General features: G+C 33.5%; 13 protein-coding genes. 11 read left to right on the forward strand and 2 right to left on the reverse strand.

The annotated features are described in order from the left end of the window. Window positions 1-188 precede the first annotated feature (188 nt). The 11 genes from AC1Q5Z_RS15005 to nagB all read left to right on the forward strand — a co-directional run bounded on the left by AC1Q5Z_RS15005 (window position 189) and on the right by nagB (window position 13,638). Window positions 189-2,600, forward strand: a complete 2,412-nt coding sequence (locus AC1Q5Z_RS15005; protein WP_492445656.1) for a glycoside hydrolase family 2 TIM barrel-domain containing protein — start codon at window positions 189-191, stop codon at window positions 2,598-2,600. A 143-nt stretch (window positions 2,601-2,743) separates the two neighbouring features. Next, window positions 2,744-3,550: an SDR family oxidoreductase gene (locus tag AC1Q5Z_RS15010; RefSeq protein WP_343583885.1), complete on the forward strand. Its 807-nt coding sequence runs from the start codon at window positions 2,744-2,746 to the stop codon at window positions 3,548-3,550. A gap of 12 nt (window positions 3,551-3,562) precedes the next feature. Continuing rightward, window positions 3,563-3,868 (forward strand): hypothetical protein, encoded by a 306-nt coding sequence (locus AC1Q5Z_RS15015; RefSeq protein WP_343583882.1) that lies wholly within the window; start codon window positions 3,563-3,565, stop codon window positions 3,866-3,868. A gap of 39 nt (window positions 3,869-3,907) precedes the next feature. Next, complete coding sequence (locus AC1Q5Z_RS15020) at window positions 3,908-4,822, forward strand: helix-turn-helix domain-containing protein (RefSeq protein WP_492445658.1); 915 nt, start codon at window positions 3,908-3,910, stop codon at window positions 4,820-4,822. 3 nt (window positions 4,823-4,825) lie between these two features. After that, on the forward strand, window positions 4,826-5,143 hold the full coding sequence (locus tag AC1Q5Z_RS15025) for a nucleoside triphosphate pyrophosphohydrolase family protein (protein WP_198857356.1): 318 nt from the start codon (window positions 4,826-4,828) through the stop codon (window positions 5,141-5,143). Between the two features lie 26 nt (window positions 5,144-5,169). Next, window positions 5,170-5,727 carry a YdeI/OmpD-associated family protein gene (locus tag AC1Q5Z_RS15030; protein WP_492445660.1) on the forward strand — a complete coding sequence of 186 codons (558 nt, stop codon included), beginning with the start codon at window positions 5,170-5,172 and terminating at the stop codon, window positions 5,725-5,727. A 48-nt stretch (window positions 5,728-5,775) separates the two neighbouring features. Next, on the forward strand, window positions 5,776-6,432 hold the full coding sequence (locus tag AC1Q5Z_RS15035) for a Pr6Pr family membrane protein (RefSeq protein ID WP_492445662.1): 657 nt from the start codon (window positions 5,776-5,778) through the stop codon (window positions 6,430-6,432). A gap of 306 nt (window positions 6,433-6,738) precedes the next feature. Then, complete coding sequence (locus AC1Q5Z_RS15040) at window positions 6,739-7,101, forward strand: BlaI/MecI/CopY family transcriptional regulator (RefSeq protein ID WP_111376737.1); 363 nt, start codon at window positions 6,739-6,741, stop codon at window positions 7,099-7,101. Beyond that, window positions 7,098-9,110 (forward strand): M56 family metallopeptidase, encoded by a 2,013-nt coding sequence (locus AC1Q5Z_RS15045; protein ID WP_343583870.1) that lies wholly within the window; start codon window positions 7,098-7,100, stop codon window positions 9,108-9,110. The genes AC1Q5Z_RS15040 and AC1Q5Z_RS15045 overlap by 4 nt, the downstream gene beginning before the upstream one ends. A 294-nt stretch (window positions 9,111-9,404) precedes the next feature. Beyond that, window positions 9,405-11,498: an alpha-L-fucosidase gene (locus tag AC1Q5Z_RS15050; protein WP_492445664.1), complete on the forward strand. Its 2,094-nt coding sequence runs from the start codon at window positions 9,405-9,407 to the stop codon at window positions 11,496-11,498. 226 nt (window positions 11,499-11,724) lie between these two features. Further along, window positions 11,725-13,638: a glucosamine-6-phosphate deaminase gene (gene nagB, locus AC1Q5Z_RS15055; RefSeq protein WP_198857350.1), complete on the forward strand. Its 1,914-nt coding sequence runs from the start codon at window positions 11,725-11,727 to the stop codon at window positions 13,636-13,638. A gap of 212 nt (window positions 13,639-13,850) precedes the next feature. Here the strand turns inward: nagB and AC1Q5Z_RS15060 are convergent, their stop codons facing one another. After that, window positions 13,851-14,564, reverse strand: a complete 714-nt coding sequence (locus AC1Q5Z_RS15060; protein WP_492445666.1) for a LytR/AlgR family response regulator transcription factor — start codon at window positions 14,562-14,564, stop codon at window positions 13,851-13,853. 70 nt (window positions 14,565-14,634) lie between these two features. Beyond that, entirely contained in the window at window positions 14,635-15,693 is a 1,059-nt protein-coding gene (locus AC1Q5Z_RS15065; RefSeq protein ID WP_343583864.1) for a sensor histidine kinase, read from the reverse strand. Between the last annotated feature and the right edge of the window lie 27 nt (window positions 15,694-15,720).

Here is a 15,720-nt window from a genome sequence, read left to right on the forward strand (position 1 = left end):
AGCCCGCGCAAAGCATTTGCCCAACGTTTATCACATTCAGTTTGTCATTTCGACGAAGGAGAAATCTTCACAAGAAACTCGACAAAGATTGGCAATACGTTGCGGAGTTACTCGCGAAGATTTCTCCTTCGTCGAAATGACAAGATTGGATAAGTTGGGAATTTTAAAAATGATTATTTAAATATATTATGATTTTAAAAAAGATAATAATTGCTTTAACAATATTGTTTTCGGTATCAGTTTTTGCACAAAAACAAGCCAGAATTGTCGAAGATTTTAACAAAAACTGGAACTTCAAATTAGGAGATTATCCAGAAGCAATAAATGCCAATTTCAATGCTTCTGATTGGAGAGCGCTTCAATTACCGCACGATTGGAGTATTGAAGGCGCTTTTGATAAAGATGCCAAAACCAAACAGGCACAAGGATTTTTACCTGCAGGAAAAGGCTGGTATCGTAAAGTGTTTGCTGTTCCAGCGAATTGGAACAACAAAACAGTTTCAATTGAATTTGATGGTGTTTTTAAGAACAGTGAAGTTTTCATTAATGGAAAATCATTAGGAATGCGTCCGAATGGATATATTTCTTTTGGATATGACTTGACGCAATATTTAAACTTTGGAAAATCAAATACAATTGCCGTAAAAGTCGATAACGATGCTCAACCCAATTCAAGATGGTATACGGGTTCTGGGATTTACAGAAATGTACGTTTGGTTGCCAGTGAAAAACTGCATGTAGGGAAGTGGGGAACTTTTGTAACAACGCCAGAAGTTTCAGCAGAAAAATCAAAAATACATCTAGAAGTTACGATTGATAATGATAATGCTGTTGCAAAAGAATTTAAACTGGTTACTTCGATTGTAAATGCAGAAAATAAAGAAGTTGCCAATTTTACATCAACAGAAAAAATTGGTGCTAAAACCTCAGAAAAAAAGATTCATGATTTAGAAGTAAAACAGCCGAAATTGTGGAGTACAGAAAATCCGTATTTGTATAAAGTCATTACAAAGGTTTACGAGAAATCGAAATTGGTTGATAATTATGAAACTCCACTTGGATTTAGATATTTTAATTTTGATTCAGAAAAAGGATTTTCTTTAAATGGTGTTCCAACTAAAATTTACGGCGTTTGTCTGCATCACGATAATGGTGCTTTAGGTGCGGTAGAAAATATTCATGCCGTTAGAAGAAAACTGACTTTGATGAAAGAAATGGGAGCCAACGCTATCAGAATGTCTCATAATCCACATTCTTTGGAAATGATGCAATTGTGCGACGAAATGGGGTTTATCGTTCAGGATGAAGCTTTTGACGTTTGGAAAAAGAAAAAAGTAACCAACGATTATCACAAAGATTGGGATGCTTGGCACAAACAAGATTTAGAAGATTTTATTAAAAGAGACCGTAACCATCCATCGGTTATGATGTGGAGTATTGGTAATGAAATTAGAGAACAGTTTGATTCAACTGGAATTGCGATTACCAGAGAATTAGCTAAAATTGTAAAATCACTAGACGCAACTCGTCCAGTAACTTCGGCTTTGACCGAAAATGTAATTGAGAAAAACTTCATTTACCAATCTGGAGCTTTAGATCTTTTGGGTTTCAATTACAAACACGAAGATTATAAAGATTTTCCAACTAAATTTAAAGGACAAAAAATATTGGCTTCAGAAAGTGTTTCGGCTTTAGAAACACGTGGACATTATGATTTTCCTGACGGAATTAAAGCTTGGCCAACAAAACACGGTGCCCCGTTTGACGGAAATGCCGATTGGACGGTTTCGGCTTACGATCAGGTAAAATCGTATTGGGGCGCAACGCACGAAGAAAACTGGAAAACAATTAAAAGTCAGGATTTCATGGCGGGAACTTTTATCTGGACAGGATTCGATTATATCGGAGAGCCAGATCCATATCCGTTTCCTGCAAGAAGTTCGTATTTCGGAATCGTTGATTTAGCCGGACTTCCGAAAGATGTGTATTATATGTATCAAAGTGAATGGTCGAATAAAACGGTTCTGCATATTTTACCGCATTGGAATTGGAAAAAAGATCAAGAAGTAGAAGTTTGGGCGTATTACAATAATGCTGATGAAGTGGAATTGTTCTTAAATGGAAAATCTCTAGGGAAGAAATCAAAACAAAATGATGATTTGCATATTTCTTGGAGAGTAAAATTTGAGCCAGGAACATTAAAAGCGGTTTCGAGAAAGAACGGAAAGGTGGTTTTAGAAAAAGAAATAAAGACGGCTGGAGAAGCTTCTAAAATCGATTTAAAAGCAGATAAAACTGCAATCAAAAACGATACTTACGATTTGGTTTACGTAACAGTTTCTATGACTGATAAAGATGGGAATTTAGTCCCAAACGCCATGGATTTAGTCAATTTTGAAGTTTCTGGCGGAGGGAAATTAGTTGGTGTTGATAATGGTTATCAAGCCAATTTGGATTCTTTTAAAGCAAATTCTTGTAAATTGTTTAATGGAAAATGTATTGCGATTATTCAATCTAATGGAAAAAAAGAGAATATTCAATTGAAGGCTAAGACTGAAAGTGGAATTCCAGTTTCTTCAGTTGAAATTAAAGTGAATTAAAAAAATATAACGTTTAGAAAACTCCATTAGAAATAATGGAGTTTTTTTATATCCGTCATTTTGGCTACGACATCTTCCAAATAGGCTACAAACAGACTTAGGCATCGATTGATCTTTGCATTATAATTTAAAAACAATTAAAAATGCAAAAGACAATTTTTATTACAGGAGCTTCAACAGGATTAGGGAAATCTACAGCAAAATTATTTCAGAGCAAAGGATGGCAAGTCATAGCAACTATGCGAAATCCTGAAAAAGAAACAGAATTTAACCAGCTGGAAAACGTCATTGTACTTCCGTTAGATGTAACAAATCCAGAACAGATCGATTCAACGATTAAAAGTGTTTTGGAGAAATATTCTATCGATGTGGTTCTGAATAATGCAGGTTATGGTTTAATTGGCGTTTTGGAATCTCTGGAAAATCATCAAATTGAACGTCAGATCGTCACTAATTTATTTGGCGTTATTTGGGTTTCAAAGGCATTTGTGTCTCATTTCCGTGAGAAAAAAAGCGGTACTTTCATTAATATAACGTCTACTTTTGGATTAATGGGTTTTCCAACTTGTTCTATTTACAGCGCTACAAAATTTGCTGTTGATGGATTTTCGGAAAGTCTCGCATCAGAATTAGTTCAGTTTGGGATACAGGTAAAAGTGGTTGCGCCAGGGGGAATGAAAACAGATTTTGCCATAAGATCTATGGAAGTTGCTCAGCATGAAGCGTATGAAAAATTAACTTTAGAAGTTAGCAAAGGTTATAGCGCTGAACAAATTGACAATTATACAAATGCTGAAGATGTTGCCCAAATCATTTTTGAAGCTGCTACAGATAATAAAAGTCAACTTCGATATGTAGCGGGAAAAGATGCAAATGCATTGTATAACGAACGATTAAGTTTGGGTGCTGAAACTCAGATTCAGAACATCAAATCAATGTTTACTTTTTAATTTACAAATTAGATGAAAAATCAAGCTATAGAATTGACTACCTTTAAACTCAAAGGTTTTACAACCAAACAATTTATTGAAGCAAATACTGAAATTGATGCTTTTTTGAAACGCCAAAAAGGATTTCGTTCCCGAACAATTTTTGAATTAAAAAAAGATTTTGTGTATGACATGCTTGTTTGGGATAGTGTAGAAGAAGGTACTAATGCCATGCATAAATTAATGACAGAACTTAGTGATTCTCCTGTACACGATATGATTGATCAAAGCACCGTGAGTTGGAATATTGCACCGGTTGAACATTTTGTAAATTTGTAAAAAGCGGAGCATTTTAAGTCAAAATTTAATTCATAAAAAATGAAAAATCAACCCAGAATATTTCAGTCTGTTTCAGAATTGCATAAAGCTATGGGACAGCCTAAACCGGTGCATCCGCTGATTAGTATTCTGAATTATGGTGAAGCGGTTTTTGATCCCAAAGATTTTGAAAACGGAATTGTTTTGGATTTTTATAAAATATCTTTCAAAACAAATTTTTCAGGAAAACTGAGATACGGACACGGTTTCTATGATTTTGAAGAAGGTGGAATGTCGTTTGTGTCTCCGGGACAAGTTCTGAAAATGCAGGATGAAGAAGCCGATTATAGCGGAATGTCATTAAATATTCATCCTGATTTTTTTCGTCCTTATTCCTTAAATGCCACTATCAAAAAATATGGGTTTTTCTCTTATTCTGCTGCCGAAGCTTTATATCTTTCTGAGAAAGAAAAAGAGACTATTTTGGGCGTTTTTAATAACATTCAGGATGAATTGAATCAACGTATAGACAGTTTCAGTCAGGATGTTATTATTTCGCAGATAGAACTTTTGCTTAATTACAGCAATCGTTTTTACAACCGTCAGTTTATAACCAGAAAAGCGGTTAATAATGATGTGCTTTCTAAACTGGAAGAACTATTAGAAGATTATTTTAATAGCGAAAAACCAGAAGAAAACGGTTTGCCAACCGTACAATTTGTAGCCAATGAAATGCAGTTGTCACCCCGATATTTGAGCGATTTATTACGCAGTATTTCGGGACAAAATACTCAGCAGTTTATTCATGACAAATTAATTGAAAAGGCTAAAGAATATATTGCAAAAGGAACTCTTTCAGTCTCTGAAATTGCCTATAAATTAGGTTTTGAGCATCCACAGTCGTTCAATAAACTTTTTAAAAAGAAGACAAATGTAAGTCCAATTGCATTTAAAGAATTATTTACTAAAAACTAAATTATGGCATCATTAAATTTTGAAGAATTAAAACAACGTTCTGCACAGATAAGAAAGCGTTATCATGAACTAGAAGTAGCGCATCATGGAAGTGAATGGACAATAGAAGAAGATGCGTTGGCTTTTCTAACCGATGCTGGTTTGGTTGGCCGCCATGTTATGTCGCATGAAGGCAGATGGCCAAAAGCAAATACAGAAGAAGAATTGAAGCATAAAATTGGAGAATCAATTTGGTGGCTTACAGTTTTAGCTGAAAGAATGAATATCAATATTGAAACCGTTACAGAAGATTTCTTAGCTAAAACAGAAAAATTATTATAAGGTTATTAAAAATAAAATAGATATAGATGACACCAACTTTCTTCCCAAATCAATTAGAATTTAGAAAATGGCTTGAGAAAAACCATCAAAAAGAGAAAGAACTTTTGGTTGGTTTTTATAAAGTTACGAGTAAAAAGCCTTCTATAAGCTGGTCAGAATCTGTAGATCAAGCGCTTTGTTTTGGCTGGATTGATGGTGTTAGAAAATCTATTGATGCGGAAAGCTATACGATTCGTTTTACTCCAAGAAAGCCTTCTAGTATTTGGAGCGCAATTAATATTCAGAAGATAGAAGATTTGACAAAAGCGGGATTAATGACTGATGCTGGTTTGAAAGCATTTAGTTTTAGAACCGAAAATAAGTCTAAGATTTATTCGCATGAAAAAGATCCAGTTCCGCTTTTAGAATTGTATGAAAAACAATTTAAAAACAATAAAACCGCTTGGGAATTTTTTGAAAAGCAAGCGCCTTCGTATAAAAAAGTAATGATTCATTGGATTATGAGTGCCAAGCAAGAGAAAACGCAACTCTCAAGACTAGAAAAAACGATTACTGAAAGTGAAAAACAGAAAAGAGTGCTGTAAATATCTCGAATAAAATCCTTATTTTAGTAATCTGAGTTTTAACTAAATATGGAAAAAGAAAATACCACAAAAATAAAAGGGGAGATTTTGCTGGGTATTATTTTTGCCCTAGAATTATACGGCTTGCCTGTACAGTTTTATTTGCTGTTAAAAAATCCTGAATTTACTTTTTTCAGTGCAGCGGTCCGATTTTTTAGTTTCTTTACCATTACAACCAATACGATCGTTTTTATTTGCAGTGCTTTGTTATTATTTGGCGGCAAAAGTAAGGCAAATGCTTTTTTCCGAAAGTGTACTACTATTACGGCGATTACAGTTTATATACTGATTGTCGGAATTGTTTTTAATGTACTTCTTCGCCCAATTTTAGATTTGCAAGGACACCATCGCATTGTAAGCGAAATTTTCCATACTGTTATACCAGTTTTATTTTTCTTTTTCTGGCTGTTTTTTGTAAGTCCAGAAAAGATCTCTTTTAAAACCATTTGGTTTTGGTTGGTTTACCCGATTATTTACATGATTTATACCATAATCCACGGTTTTATTTCTAGCTTTTATCCTTATCCTTTTATTGATGTTACTAAGCTCGGATTGCAAACAGCACTCATAAACGGAGTTTTCGTTTTAATTTCTTTTGTCGTTTTGTCTGTGATTTTGATTTCGATTTCAAAAATTAGGACTAAGAAGATTAGCTTCGAAAACTAAAATAAAATATTCAATCTACTAGTCAGGAATTGACAAAAAAAGGAACTTTCTTCTTTACTTCTTTCTTCTGAAATTTTTCTACAAACTTCCGATGGCATTAATTTAATAGATCAAAAATATATTGATTTTTGTATCTAAACTTTACTTTAAGGTTGTAATTAATTGTTCTTTAAGTTATTAAAGGTAAAAATTCATTGCCTGAATATTCCGTAATTACTGGTCTGACTAATTAATTAGTATAAATATTAATTAATTAGTTTTGCTACTAATTAATTAGTAGTTATATTTGTCAAAAGAATTTCCACTATGATAAAATTAGCCAAACGAGAAGAACAGATTATGCAGGTTTTTTGGGATTTAAACAAAGCCTTCATCAGAGATATTATTCCATTGTTGCCAGATCCGAAACCACATTATAATAGTGTTGCGACGATTGTCAAAATATTAGAAGAAAAAGGATTTCTAAATCGGGAAACAATAGGGAATATGCATTGCTTTTTTCCGGTAATTCAAAGAGAAGAATATCAACAATTTGCGCTAAAAGATGTTGTGAGTCAGTATTTTGATAATTCGTATCCACGTATGCTTGCCTTTTTTGCTAAAGAGCAAAAATTAACCGAAAAAGAATTGGACGAAATCGTAAACATGATAAAAAAAGATTCGATATGATACCATATATTCTATACACAGCGCTTATTCTTTTTGCTTGTCTTATGTTTTATAAGCTGCTTTTGCAGAAAGAAACTTTTTATAATTTGAATAGATTTGTTTTGCTTGCGTGCATGCTAGTAGCTTTTACTTTGCCGTTGCTTCCGATTCCGCAGCAATTCTCCCTTCAAAAACAGAAAGAAACTGCAGTTATTCCTTCCATAAAAAAAACAGTGACAAAACAATCAACTGCTGAGCTAAAACCACTTCCTGTAAATGAAGTTTTAGTAAATGAAACAAAGCAACAATTTAATATGGCTTTGGTCCTACAGTGGATAGTGTATTTGTATTGGTTTGGTGTCATTGTTTTTGCGCTTAATTTTTTGATGCAAGCTGTTATATTATTTTACAGAGCGTACACATCAGAGATTATTAGGGATGGAAAATTTAGAATTGTCGAAATAACAGGTGATAAAGCACCTTGTTCTTTTGCTAATAATATTTTTATAAATCCTGAAAAATACGAATGGGAAACGTACAATCAGATTTTGCTGCATGAAAAAATTCATATTGAGCAAAAACATACTATTGATCTTTTGCTTGCAGAAATCGTACTTGTTTTTCAGTGGTTTAATCCTTTTGCTTGGCAATGGCGAAAAGCATTAGAAAGCAATCTTGAATTTTTGACTGATAACGAAATGCTACAGCAAGGTAGTGTAGAAAAAGAAAGTTATCAATTTAGCCTGCTTAAAGTAGCGGCGCCACAATTTCCTTTGAGTCTTACAACTAACTATAATCAATCATTACTCAAAAAACGAATCATTATGATGAATTCAAAAAAATCAAACGTAAACACAACATGGAAATATTTTTTCCTTTTACCATTATTGGTATTGTTTGCCTGCCTTTTTAATCAACCGGCAGCGCAAAGTCAGACGCTAAGTTCGAATCTTAAAAACGAAGAAACTAAAGCGAATCCAAACACTCAAAAGGGTGATCAAACCGAAGGAAACTGGTTTGCCACAATCAAAGGCAATACGGTAGAAATGGAATTTAAAAACGACGAGAATAGTCATTCTACTCATACTTATTATATTAGCGAGTTTAGCGGATTATCAAGAGATAAACAAGGAACATTTTCTCTAACGCGTGAAGCTGGAACAATGAACTTTACCGGAAAATTTGAAGGAAATAGTGGAAAGGGAACGTATAAGTTTGTTGGCAATAAAAATTTCGCCAAAGAAATGGCTGCACAAGGGATTACATTGGCAGATGATACAGATCTTATGGTTTTCTTTGCTGTAAATATAAAAACGTCGTATGTAAAAATGCTGCATAAAAAAGGGTATAAAAATGTAGACAAAGAACAAGTAATTCCGTTGGCGGCTTTAAACGTAAGTGAAGATTACATTGATTCTATTAAAGATGCTGGAATTGGAAATATAGATATTGAAACGCTGATTCCTTTTAAATCCTTAAACATTGATAAAGCTTTTATTGAAGATATTATTAAATCGGGTTATAAAAATGTTTCGCCAGAAAATCTGATCACTTTAAAATCTCAAAATATTGACGGAAAGTATATTAATGATTACCGTTCTTCGGCAAAAACAAAAAAGAATGAAAGTGGAGAAGAAGATGAGGACAATATTGTTGCTTTCAAAACTTTAAACATAGATAAAGCTTATATTGATTCTTTTAAGAAAATGGGTTATAATGATCTTTCAAACGACGACTTAATTGCTTTAAAAGCTTTAAATGTAACTCCAGAATATGTTACTCAATTCGAAAAAGTAGGTTATAAAAACATTTCGTCTGAAAATCTTGCAGCTTTAAAATCGCAAAATATCACGGCAGATTTAATTAAGGAATATAAGGATCTGGGTTTTTCAGATCTAGATTTAGATGATATTGTGGGTGCAAAAGCGGTTGGTGCAACGCCAACTTTCATTAAAGCTATGAGAGAAAAAGGACATAACTTTAAAGGTATTGAAAAGTATATAGCTTTAAAAGCGGTTGTTGGCAACTAAGCTAATATTGCTTTTGATAGTTAAAGCAATGCATTTTCTCTGTAAATAAAATATTTCAAGTTGTAAGACTACAATCAAAACATATTATTAAAGCCCAAATCTATAGATTTGGGCTTTATTTTTTAGACAACTTCAAAAAACAGTTGTTTTAAAATAGTATACCAAACGAATTATTTAAATAAAATCATTTCATACCAAAATGCTGTAAAAAATGTTGTTGGTCGAAATTCTATTCGAGAGATTTCAATTTATACTACATTTATGCTTTATAGACTATTCTAAAGCAAATCAGCAATGAAAAAAATATTTCTTTCCTTATGTCTTTTTGGTGTAATTTCTAGTGTTTCAAGTCAGGAATTGACTAATGCTCCAAAGCCTTTTGGACCGCTTCCGACACAGAAACAAATCGATTGGCAGGAAATGGAATTTTATGCTTTTGTACATTTTTCATTAAATACTTTCACGAATAAAGAATGGGGTTATGGAGACGAATCACCAGAACTTTTTAATCCATCGCAATTAGATGTTCGACAATGGGCGCGCGTGGTAAAAGAGGCGGGAATGAAGGGAATTATTTTGGTTGCCAAACATCATGACGGTTTCTGTTTATGGCCATCGGCTTATACAGAACGTTCAGTTAAGAATTCACCTTGGGAAAACGGAAAAGGAGATTTGGTTAAAGAATTGGCCGCAGCTTGTAAAGAATACGATTTAAAATTGGGATTATACCTTTCGCCTTGGGATAGAAATCATCCGCAATACGGGAAACCTGAATATATTACCTATTTCAGAAATCAGTTAAAAGAATTATTGACAAATTATGGAGATGTTTTCGAAATGTGGTTTGACGGAGCAAATGGCGGAGACGGTTATTATGGAGGTGCAAATGAAACTAGAAAAATCAATTCTTTGACTTATTATAATTGGGATGAAACGTATAAGCTAATTTACGATATCGCGCCAAAAACGCTAGTTTGGGGAGTTGGACCATCTGAAGCAAGATGGATTGGAAATGAAGAAGGACGCGCAGGAAAAACGAATTGGTCGTTACTTCGTCAGAAAGATGAATTGGCTGGAAAAGTACATTACTCTGAGTTTATGTCTGGGCATGAAGATGGAGAAAAATGGGTTCCTGGCGAAGCCGATGTTTCCATTAGACCAGGATGGTTTTATCATTCAGTTGAAGACGATAAAGTGCGTTCGCTTGACGAAATGGTCGATATTTATTATGAATCGATTGGAAGAAATGCGACTTTATTATTAAATCTTCCAGTTGATACGCGTGGTTTAGTTCATGAAAATGACGAAGCAAGATTGAAAGAGTTGGTTGCCACAATTAAAGCCGATTTCAAAAAAGAACTATTGGCAGGAACTCAGGTTCAAGCTTCAAATATTCGTGCAAACGATTCTAATTTTGGTCCGCAGAATGTTATTGACGGAAATAAAAATACGTATTGGGCAACTGACGATAAAGTGAAACAAGCTACAGTTGAATTTACGCTTAAAAAGCCAACTGCAATCAATAGAGTTTTGCTTCAAGAATATATTAAACTGGGACAGCGCATAAAAGCATTTTCTATTGAAGTAAAAGTAGATGGACAATGGAAAACAATCGCCAATGAAACTACCATAGGCTACAAAAGAATCCTGCGTTTAGATCGAGTTACGGCTTCGGCACTTAGAGTGAATATTCTTGATGCAAAAGCTGGATTTGTAATTAGTGCAATTGAAGCTTACAATGCGCCAACTTTTGTAAAAGAACCTCAAATTCTTCGTGATAAAAATGGTTTGGTTACGATTAAATCGGAAGAAGGAAATGCAGTTTATTATTCGCTTGACGGAAAAAATCCTTCAGAAAAAAGTACTTTATACAAAGCACCATTCGTATATAATAAAGCAGTAGAAATAAAAGCTATTTCGAGAAATACAAAAGAGAAAATTAATAGCGCGGTAAAAACAGCTAAATATGGTGTTTCTAAAGAGAAATGGAGAGTGATTTCTATTTCAAGCGGAGACAATAAATCGGTTGAACGAATTATTGATGGCGATGCGAATACCGATTGGGCTTTTGGAAACAATGAAAATAAATTGCCGCAGGTAGTCATTATTGATATGGGAGAATTGCATACGATAAATGGCTTTACTTATACGCCACAGCAAGTTGGAAATAATTTGAATTTGATTTCGAATTACGAATTCTATACGAGCGAAGATAATATTACTTGGACGAAACAATCTGAGGGAGAATTCTCCAATATTAAACATAATCCAATTGAACAGTTTAAGAATTTTACTGCGGTAAAAGCTAGATTTTTAAGATTTGTTGCCACAGCAGCTGTTGGGAAAACACAAACAGTTTCGATAGCCGAAATAGGTGTTGTGGAATAAAAGTCCTTTTTTGGGAAAACAAAGTTGTTTTAAAAAGAGCCGATATTGTAATTGTAGATTATTTCTATAAATATTAAGCTTCTCCGAAGCTTTTTAAAAAAGGAGTTGCTTTTTTGAAACTGTCCTATTTTGTCTTTTGCCGAAGCTTAGCCGTTATTAGTCGAATTTTTAGTACAAGCGGATAATATAATTCTACTTTTATCTTAGTAATTAAATGGCAAGGCAAATGATTAAAGAAGATATTGGTTTTAGAGAAGCAGGAAAATTTGAAGAAACACGTTTTGAGAAAATTCACAATGTTATTTTCGAATCGTCGCAAGAAGCTTCTTTATTGGTAGCGCAGGAAATTGCCAATTTAATTCAGAGAAAAAATGAGCTAAACGAGCCTTGTGTTTTAGGTTTGGCTACGGGTTCTTCGCCAATTAAGGTTTATGAAGAATTAGTTAGAATGCATAAAGAAGAAGGTCTGAGTTTTGAGAACGTTGTGACTTTCAATTTAGATGAATATTATCCGATGGATAAAAATGATATTCAGAGCTATTATCATTTTATGCACGAACATTTGTTCAATCACGTAAACATTCCTTCTGAGAATATCAATATTCCTGATGGACAGGTGAGCGCCGAAGAATTACAGCAATATTGCATTGATTACGAGATGAAAATTATCTCTTATGGAGGTTTAGATTTTCAGCTTTTAGGAATTGGTAGAACGGGGCATATTGGGTTTAATGAACCTGGTTCGCACGTAAATTCGGGAACTAGAAGCATTACTCTGGATCATATCACGAGAGTTGATGCGGCTTCTTCTTTTTTAGGAATAGATAATGTTCCTAGAAAAGCCATTACAATGGGAATTGGAACCGTTAGAAACGCAAAAAGAATCGTTTTACTTGGCTGGGGAATCAGTAAAGCAGGAATTATAAAAAACACAATCGAAGGAGAAGTTTCTTCGCACGTTCCAGCTACGTATTTGCAAGAGCATAACAACACAACATTTGTTCTAGATACAGAAGCTTCGTCTGAATTGACAAGAGTTAAAACGCCTTGGCTGGTTAAGTCTTGTGTTTGGACAGATGAATTAAAATTAAAAGCGGTGGCTTGGTTAAGTGAGTTAACGAAGAAACCTTTCCTGAAACTGACGGATAAAGATTATAACGACAACGGTATGTCGAGTCTTTTGACGGAAGAAGGAACTGCATACGATTTGAACATTAAAATGTTTAATAAAATGCAGCAAACCATCACTGGATGGCCGGGCGGAAAACCCAATGCAGATGATACTTATAGACCGGAGCGTTCCACGCCGGAGAGAAAAAGAATTATCATTTTCAGCCCGCACCCAGACGATGATGTGATTTCTATGGGAGGAACTTTTGACCGTTTGGTAGAGCAAGGTCATGAAGTTCATGTAGCTTATCAGACTTCTGGAAATATTGCAGTTTCAGATGTTGAAGCTTTGAAGTTTGCTGAAATTTCAAAAGCATTACATCCAGATTCTAGAATGTCGGACAAAATAATTGACTTTCTTCAGAACAGAACAGGAAATGAAATCGATTCACTAGAAGTTAGAAAGCTAAAAGGATTAATAAGAAGAAGCGAATCTTTTGGAGCAACACGTTACATTGGTTTGCCAGATTCTAACGTAAACTTTTTAGATCTTCCGTTTTACGAAACAGGAACGGTTAAAAAGAATAATCTTTCGGATGCAGATATCAACATTATGTGTGATATTATAGAAAGAATAAAACCGCATCAAATTTATGCTGCTGGAGATTTGGCAGATCCGCACGGAACTCATAAAGTGTGTTTAGACAGTTTGTTTGAAGCTTTAAAAAGATTAAAACATAACAGCTTTATGGACGATTGTTGGGTTTGGCTTTACAGAGGCGCTTGGCATGAATGGGAATCGTACCAAATTGACATGGCAGTACCAATGAGTCCTGACCAAGTTTTAAAGAAACGACATGCTATTTTTTATCATCAGTCTCAAAAAGACGGCGTTATGTTTCAAGGTGATGACAGCAGGGAGTTTTGGGTGCGAGTTGAAGACAGAAACAGATTGACTGCAGAAAAATATCACAGCTTAGGATTAGCAGATTACTCGGCTATCGAGGCGTTTAAGCGTTATCATTTCTAAGTGCTTTTGCAGCAATAAAGATAATAGACTATTTCATGGTTTATTTTGGTTAGTTACCTATAATTGAGAGAAAATGCGGTCGTGGTTGGCCGCATTTTCATTTTTTATATGGTCTGGTAAAATGTGATCTGTAAAATGTGAAATGTGAGTTGACAAATGAGCATAAAAAAAGTTAGATATTTTACATCTAACTTCTTACTTATAACTTTTTACTAAATAGAAGAACTTAAAATTTTCTGTTTTACTTCATCAATATAAGATCTTCCTATAACGTAACGAAGTCCTTCGATTTCGATGCTATTTCCTTCAACAGCATCAATTTTGTCAATTGCAATGGTGTAGGATCGATGTATTCTGATAAAATCTCTTTCTGGAAGTAATCCTGTAAAATCTGATAAAGTACTGTGAATTATGAATTTACCAGAAGTTGTACTGATTTTTAAATAATCTTTTAAACTTTCGATAACCAAAATCTCATTCAAGAAAATCTTTTTCATTTTTTTCTTGTCGATTTTCACGAAAATAAAAGGATTCTCTTTACTATTTTCCTGTGGTGTTTTAGTGGTATTATTAAGGCGTTTGTTGATCTTGTTTACCGCTTTCATTAGTCTCGGAAACTCAATTGGTTTTACCAAATAATCTAAAACATCAAGCTCATACGTTTCAATTGCAAACTGATCGTAAGCACTTGTGATAATAAGTAAAGGAGGGTTTTCTAAACTTTTAATAAAATTAATACCATCCAAAACAGGCATGTTAATGTCTAGAAAAATTACATCTATAGTATTGTTTTTTAAGAAATTTAATCCTTCAATAGAATTACTAAAAGTATTTACTAATTCTAAATCTTCAATCTGTTCAATATAATTTTTAATAACGTTTATTGCCAATGGCTCATCATCGATAATTAAACACTTTATTTTCATTTGTACTGTTATTTTTGGCCGGTATGTGATTTTTTGTAGGTATAGTTTTCTAAACTTATAAAAGGCGGGGTCAAGTAACTTTTATAACTAGTTTAACGACAAAAATATTCTTTTTATTTTTAAATGAAAGCTTATAGTCACTTTTATTATATCCTAATTCGAGTCTTTTCTTTACGTTTTCAATACCTATACCACTTGACTTGTTAAAATTATCTTTATGTACGGTAAATTCGGGCATTGGGTTTGAAATTGTGAAATATAAATAATCTCCTTTTACTTTAAAGTTAATGTCAATTACAACATTACCAGTGTTTTTGTTTACTCCGTGTTTAAAAGCGTTTTCGACAAAAGTCAAAAGCAATACCGGTGAGATTTCTTTATCATGAATATCTCCAGAGATATACATGTTAACTTCAAGGCGTTCTCCATTTCTAATTCTTTCCAAATCCAGATAATTCTGAATGCACATAATTTCATTTTCTAAAGTCTGCTTTTTGCCTTTTGTTTCATAAAGCATGTATCTCATCAATTCAGAAAGTTTTAAAACGATCTTTGGTGTTTTGTTTGATTTTTCTACCGAAAGCGAATAAATATTATTTAAGGTATTAAAGAAGAAATGCGGAGAAATCTGCGATTTTAAAAACAATAATTCGGTTTCTAGTTGAGATTTTTCTAAATCGGTAACACGTCTTTGCTCTTTTAAGAAATCCAAAGTAATTTTAATTGCTGTAACAAATGTCATTACATACAATTCTCCCATCATCATGTCTATCGTGTAATTGAGCGTAAGCGTGTTGATGGTCTGTGGACCTTCTGGCCAGACATTGTGTGTAATCAGCAAATAAGTGAGGTTAAATTTTAAAACCACCATTATAAAAATAGCGGACAATACGGTTACTATATATAGGAAGTATTTTTTACGGTAAACCAAATAGGGCATTAAAACCAAAATATTCAGATAACATAATGCCATGTGAATAGGAAATCCGAGTAAAGTAGTTTTTAAAGAGTAAACGTAATCGTTAAAATAGCTTCCCCATCGGAATGTATTAAACACAAAATACGTCAGCCAAAAGTAAACATGATAACGTATAGGTAAACTATAAGGTTTGTTGGAGTTGAAAATCATAATCGTAGAAAAGAATGTCGTTTGTTA

Source organism: Flavobacterium sp. GW823-FHT06G12 (assembly GCF_058794775.1).

Coding starts and splice junctions, on each gene's coding strand:
- AC1Q5Z_RS15010 (WP_343583885.1), top strand. CDS start 2,744: ATGCAAAAGACAATTTTTATTACAGGAGCTTCAACAGGATTAGGGAAA.
- AC1Q5Z_RS15065 (WP_343583864.1), bottom strand. CDS start 15,693: ATGATTTTCAACTCCAACAAACCTTATAGTTTACCTATACGTTATCAT.
- AC1Q5Z_RS15060 (WP_492445666.1), bottom strand. CDS start 14,564: ATGAAAATAAAGTGTTTAATTATCGATGATGAGCCATTGGCAATAAAC.
- AC1Q5Z_RS15005 (WP_492445656.1), top strand. CDS start 189: ATGATTTTAAAAAAGATAATAATTGCTTTAACAATATTGTTTTCGGTA.
- AC1Q5Z_RS15050 (WP_492445664.1), top strand. CDS start 9,405: ATGAAAAAAATATTTCTTTCCTTATGTCTTTTTGGTGTAATTTCTAGT.
- AC1Q5Z_RS15015 (WP_343583882.1), top strand. CDS start 3,563: ATGAAAAATCAAGCTATAGAATTGACTACCTTTAAACTCAAAGGTTTT.
- AC1Q5Z_RS15025 (WP_198857356.1), top strand. CDS start 4,826: ATGGCATCATTAAATTTTGAAGAATTAAAACAACGTTCTGCACAGATA.
- AC1Q5Z_RS15035 (WP_492445662.1), top strand. CDS start 5,776: ATGGAAAAAGAAAATACCACAAAAATAAAAGGGGAGATTTTGCTGGGT.
- AC1Q5Z_RS15045 (WP_343583870.1), top strand. CDS start 7,098: ATGATACCATATATTCTATACACAGCGCTTATTCTTTTTGCTTGTCTT.
- AC1Q5Z_RS15030 (WP_492445660.1), top strand. CDS start 5,170: ATGACACCAACTTTCTTCCCAAATCAATTAGAATTTAGAAAATGGCTT.
- nagB (WP_198857350.1), top strand. CDS start 11,725: ATGATTAAAGAAGATATTGGTTTTAGAGAAGCAGGAAAATTTGAAGAA.
- AC1Q5Z_RS15020 (WP_492445658.1), top strand. CDS start 3,908: ATGAAAAATCAACCCAGAATATTTCAGTCTGTTTCAGAATTGCATAAA.
- AC1Q5Z_RS15040 (WP_111376737.1), top strand. CDS start 6,739: ATGATAAAATTAGCCAAACGAGAAGAACAGATTATGCAGGTTTTTTGG.